Here is a 4,712-nt window from a genome sequence, read left to right as displayed (position 1 = left end):
TTGGGGCTTTTCCAAAGTGAGTCGCTGTAAGAGCGAAACCATAAGCTGCCGTTACCTAAATAACGGATATGTACTTGGCTGCATGATCAGGAGACACCTTCAAATCCACCCCAACCAACTCCAATAAGTCGCGGCAAACACCAACATCAACCCATACCCAATCAGCGTCACCAAAATCCCCACCTTGGCAAACTGCCGCGCCGTAAACGTCCCAGTCCCCAAACACACCATATTCTGCGGCGCATTGATCGGCAGGATAAACCCATAGCTCATCACAAACCCCAACAACATGGTCATGCCCAACCGACTGAAATCCCCCGGCAAGGTCTGCAACACCGCAATCAAAATCGGCAACAACGCCGAGGTCAACGCCGTAGCACTGGCAAAACCCAAGTGAATCAGAATCAAGAACGCCCCCAAAATTGCAAACACACCCAAAGGCCCCACCTGATCCAACCCGGTATGCGCCACCACCGTAGCGCCCAACCACTGCCCAGCCTGGGTAGTGAGAAGCGCCGTGCCAAGGCTGATACCCACGCCAAACACAATCACCGTGCCCCACGGAATGCGCGACTGCACATCCTTCCAGGTCATCACGCCAAGCCCCGGCAACAGCAGGAACACCAACCCGGCGTAGGTGGTCGAGGTGGTGTCGAAGTTATGCAGGCGCCCTTCCGTGGCCCAGGCCAGCAACAACAATACCGACACGCCAAGCAGGCGTTTCTGTGGCCCGGTCATCGGGCCGATCTCCACCAGCGACTGGGCCACCGCCTCCTTGCCACCGGGGATGCTATCGGTCTCGGGCGGCAGCAGCTTGAGCACCAGAAACAGCAACACCGCCGACATGATCAACGCCCATGGCGCGCCCGCGATCAACCAGTCGATCCACGACACGCGCTGGCCGAGCATTTTGTCCATAAAGCCGACGGTGAGCAGGTTCTGCGCGGCGGCGGTCTGGATGCCGACGTTCCAGATGCTGGTGCCCTGGGCCACCACGATCATGATGCCGGCGGCGATGTTCGAACGCTTGTCGACGCCAAACGCCGCGATCACACCCATCATGATCGGCACCACACAGGCACTGCGCGCCGTGGCGCTGGGCACGACAAGGCTGAGCAGGATGGTCACGGCAATCGCCCCCAACAGGATGCGCCGGGTGCTGGTGCCGACCCGGCTCAACGTCACCAGCGCAATGCGCCGGTCCAGACCGGTATGGGTCATGGCCGCCGCGATAAACAGCGCGCCCGCCACCAGCGCCAGCGCCGGGTTGGAAAACCCGGTCAACGCCATGCTGATGGCCGGGCTGGTGCCGATCAGATGCGTGGGATCTTGCAGCGACGGCGCGGTGCCCAGCAGGAACGCCATCAACGAGGTGATCATGATCGCACTGGCTTCATAGGACACCGCCTCGGTGATCCACACCACCACGGCAAACGCGAGGATCGCCAGCATGCGATGCCCCGCCACCGGCAAATCGGTGGGCAGCGGCAACAGCAGCACCCCGGCCATCACCAGAACAGCGACGACCAGGCCCAGGGGGAGTTTGAAGGATGCTGCGGTTGTTGCGGGGGCGTTCATGGCGGGCTCCGTCAGCCTTTAAATCAGGCGGCAAGCATGGCGCAAATTGCCGCACTGCGTGTTGACAGGTATCAATCGGTTCAGATGTGAAAGCGGTCTTGTGTGGGAGCGGGCTTGGGTTTACACAGCAAGAACTGCGTCTTCAACTGAGCAATTGGCTCAACACCGCGCGTAACTTCCCGGGCTTGACCGGCTTGTTCAGCAACGGCGCCTCCAGCCGACGCAGCGCACGGCGACATTGGTCAGTACGGTCGGCCGTGATGATCACCGCAGGTATATTGCAGGCAAAGTGCTCACGCAGATGCTTGACCACCTCACACCCCACCACCCCGTGATCGAGGTGATAGTCCGCAAGGATCAGCTCCGGCGCCCTGCCCTGCAACGCCGTCAGCGCGCCCGCCTGGTCGGTGGCGGTGAGCACTTCGCAGCCCCACTGCCCGAGCAGCGCGCTCATGCTTTCAAGGATGCTCACTTCGTTGTCGATCACCAGCAAGCGCCGGCCCGGCAGCGGATTGCCGGTGCTCGGTTGCGCCGGCAGTTGGCTGATCGCCACCGGCATCTCGGCGCTCAGCGGCACTTCGATGCTGAACATCGAGCCACGCCCCGGCCAGGAGCGCACGGCAATCGGATAACCGAGGATCTCGGCAATCCGCTCGACAATCGCCAGGCCCAGCCCCACGCCCTTGCGATCCGCCGCGCGGCCGACGTCGAGCTGGTTGAATTCGAGGAAGATCGCCTCCAGCCGGTCTGCCGCAATCCCGCGCCCGGTGTCCCACACCTCCAGGCGCAGGCAATCACCGCGACGCCGCGCCCCCAACAGGATGCAGCCCTCATCGGTGTAGCGGCAGGCATTGCTGAGAAAGTTGCGCAGGATGCGCGTCAACAAGCGCAGGTCCGTGCGCACCGCGTAATGCCCGGTATGCACCCGCAGATTCAACCCGGCCGCCTGGGCCACCGATTGGAACTCCGAGACCAGCGGCGCAAACACTTCATCCAGGCGGTACAGAGCCACATCCGGCTTGACCGCTGCCTGGTCCAACCGCGAGATATCCAGCAAATCGGTGAGCAAGTCCTCGGCGCCTTCCAGCGCCTGGTGCGTGCGCTCCACCAGCACCTGTTCGACGCTGGGCAATTGGCGCTCACGCAAGGTGGCGATCAACAGGCGTGCGGCGTTCAGCGGTTGCAGCAGGTCGTGGCTGGCGGCGGCGAGGTATTTGTCCTTGCTGCGGTTGGCGGCCTGGGCGGCGTCACGGGCGTCGCGCAGGTCCTGTTCGATCTGCTCGCGCTGGGCGATCTGCTGTTGCAGGTTGTGGTTGGCCTCCAGCAGTTCATCGGTGCGCGCGGCGACGCGTTGCTCCAGCTCATCGTTGAGGCGGATATAACGCTTGCGCTCGGCCTCCAGCTCGTCCAGCCGTGCGGTCAGCTCCGGGTAGTGGCTCTTGCGCGCCGACTGGTCGCCCAGCCCCAGCAGCGCCGACAGCGCACGTTGCGGGTCGTCAGAGTGCTTCGCCATAGACGACCTCAACATCACGCTGGCTCGACGCACGCGGGTTGGTGAGGATGCACGGGTCATCCATCGCATGCTCGGACAGAAACGGAATATCCGCCACACGCACCCCATGCAGACCAAGGGTTTCATGGAAGCCAATCGCATGCTTCAACGCGATCAGATGCTCTACCAGGCGCCCGCAGATCTGCCGGTGATTGAGGCCACGACAGTCGATGCCAAAGGTCTCGGCAATCACCTGGAAACGCTCCGGCGCCGAGCTGTAGTTGAACGCCACCACATGCTCCACCAACACCGCGTTGCACAGGCCGTGGGGCAAGTCGAGGAAACCGCCGAGGCTGTGGGACATCGCATGCACCGCGCCCAGGATCGCATTGGAAAACGCCAGGCCCGCTTGCATGCTGCCGAGCATGATCTTCTCGCGCAGGGCAATGTCCGTGGGGTTGGCGATCATCTGCACCAGGTTGCCGTTGATCAGGCGCATGGCTTCCAGGGCATGGGGATCGGTCAGCGGGCCGTGACCGGTGGAGACAAACGCCTCGATGGCATGCACCAGCGCGTCGATGCCAGTACAGGCGGACAGGAACGGGTCCATGCTCGCCGTGGTTTCCGGGTCGATCAGCGACACATCCGGCACCACCGCCTTGCTGACGATGGAGAACTTCATGCGTTCTTGCTGGTTGGAAATGATCACGAACTGCGAGACATCCGCCGACGTACCGGCCGTGGTGGGGATCAGGATCAGCGGCGGGCTGGGCACACGAATGGTGTCCACGCCCTCGAACTCAAGGATGCTGCGCCCATGGGCAACCACAATGCCGATGGCCTTGCCGCAGTCCATCGGGCTGCCGCCGCCGATGGCAACGATCACATCACAGTGGTTTTCACGGTACACCTCGGCGCCGGTCATCACTTCCTCAACCCGAGGGTTGGGCGACACAGCGGAGTACAGGCAGTAGTCGATACCGATGGCTTGCAGGCTGGCTTCCACATCGGCGACCCAACCGGCGGCGATCACCCCGGGGTCGCTGACCACCAGCACCTTGCGCGCGCCGAAGGTCTTCGCGTAGTTGCCGACGTTGTGCCGGCAGCCGGCGCCAAAAATGATTTCAGGAGAGACGAATTTACGCAGAAGGCTCAGGTTTGGGCTCATTGGAAAGCCTGTTCTTATTATTTTGGAAGAATGCGCTCCACACTAACTGATCCTTGGGCGATTGCAATCAGACCAAAGAGTCATCTTCCACCCAGCACCGGCCAGCACGGGGCTGGCCGGCGGGTCGATCAACGGCTGGCGAAGTACATGGTCACTTCAAAGCCGATACGCAGGTCGGTAAACGCGGGTTTTTTCCACATGGGGCGTTCCTCTTGTTGTGCCGGAAGATTCCGGTTGGGTCATTAATGCATGAGGGGGGTGGGAGGCGAATGCTACTTTCGAAGGAGTTGCCTGCATGCCTTGGTATCGAGTGTACAGAGATCAAAATGTGGGAGCTGGGTTGCCTGCTATGGCGGTCTTTCTGTGTACATATCCATTATTTGGGTAACGGCTGATATTGGTTCCGCCCTTACGACGGGTCACTTTTGGTAAAGAGCCCCAAAAGTAACCAAAAGGGCTCTTGCCCCAACTCTC

Annotated in this window: 4 protein-coding genes; all 4 read right to left on the bottom strand. The window is 61.7% G+C overall.

The features are described from left to right. Positions 1-99: 99 nt before the first annotated feature. Positions 100-1,578: a DASS family sodium-coupled anion symporter gene (locus tag DBR46_RS24935; RefSeq protein ID WP_124528358.1), complete on the bottom strand. Its 1,479-nt coding sequence runs from the start codon at positions 1,576-1,578 to the stop codon at positions 100-102. A gap of 142 nt (positions 1,579-1,720) precedes the next feature. Beyond that, positions 1,721-3,091 (bottom strand): hybrid sensor histidine kinase/response regulator, encoded by a 1,371-nt coding sequence (locus tag DBR46_RS24930; protein ID WP_124528357.1) that lies wholly within the window; start codon positions 3,089-3,091, stop codon positions 1,721-1,723. After that, on the bottom strand, positions 3,075-4,238 hold the full coding sequence (ercA, locus tag DBR46_RS24925) for an alcohol dehydrogenase-like regulatory protein ErcA (protein ID WP_124528356.1): 1,164 nt from the start codon (positions 4,236-4,238) through the stop codon (positions 3,075-3,077). Before ercA ends, DBR46_RS24930 begins: the two co-directional genes overlap by 17 nt. A gap of 128 nt (positions 4,239-4,366) precedes the next feature. Next, positions 4,367-4,438 (bottom strand): pyrroloquinoline quinone precursor peptide PqqA, encoded by a 72-nt coding sequence (gene pqqA, locus DBR46_RS24920; protein WP_020289857.1) that lies wholly within the window; start codon positions 4,436-4,438, stop codon positions 4,367-4,369. Positions 4,439-4,712: the final 274 nt, after the last annotated feature.

The sequence above is a fragment of the Pseudomonas sp. KBW05 genome (assembly GCF_003852405.1).
In the GTDB taxonomy this organism is placed as follows: Bacteria; Pseudomonadota; Gammaproteobacteria; order Pseudomonadales; family Pseudomonadaceae; genus Aquipseudomonas.
Note: the sequence above shows the minus strand (reverse complement) of the source record. Positions and strands in the feature narration are given on the sequence as shown.

Excerpts from the sequence above, each read along its gene's own strand:
- DBR46_RS24935 (WP_124528358.1), bottom strand. The coding sequence starts at position 1,578 with ATGAACGCCCCCGCAACAACCGCAGCATCCTTCAAACTCCCCCTGGGC.
- DBR46_RS24930 (WP_124528357.1), bottom strand. The coding sequence starts at position 3,091 with ATGGCGAAGCACTCTGACGACCCGCAACGTGCGCTGTCGGCGCTGCTG.
- ercA (WP_124528356.1), bottom strand. The coding sequence starts at position 4,238 with ATGAGCCCAAACCTGAGCCTTCTGCGTAAATTCGTCTCTCCTGAAATC.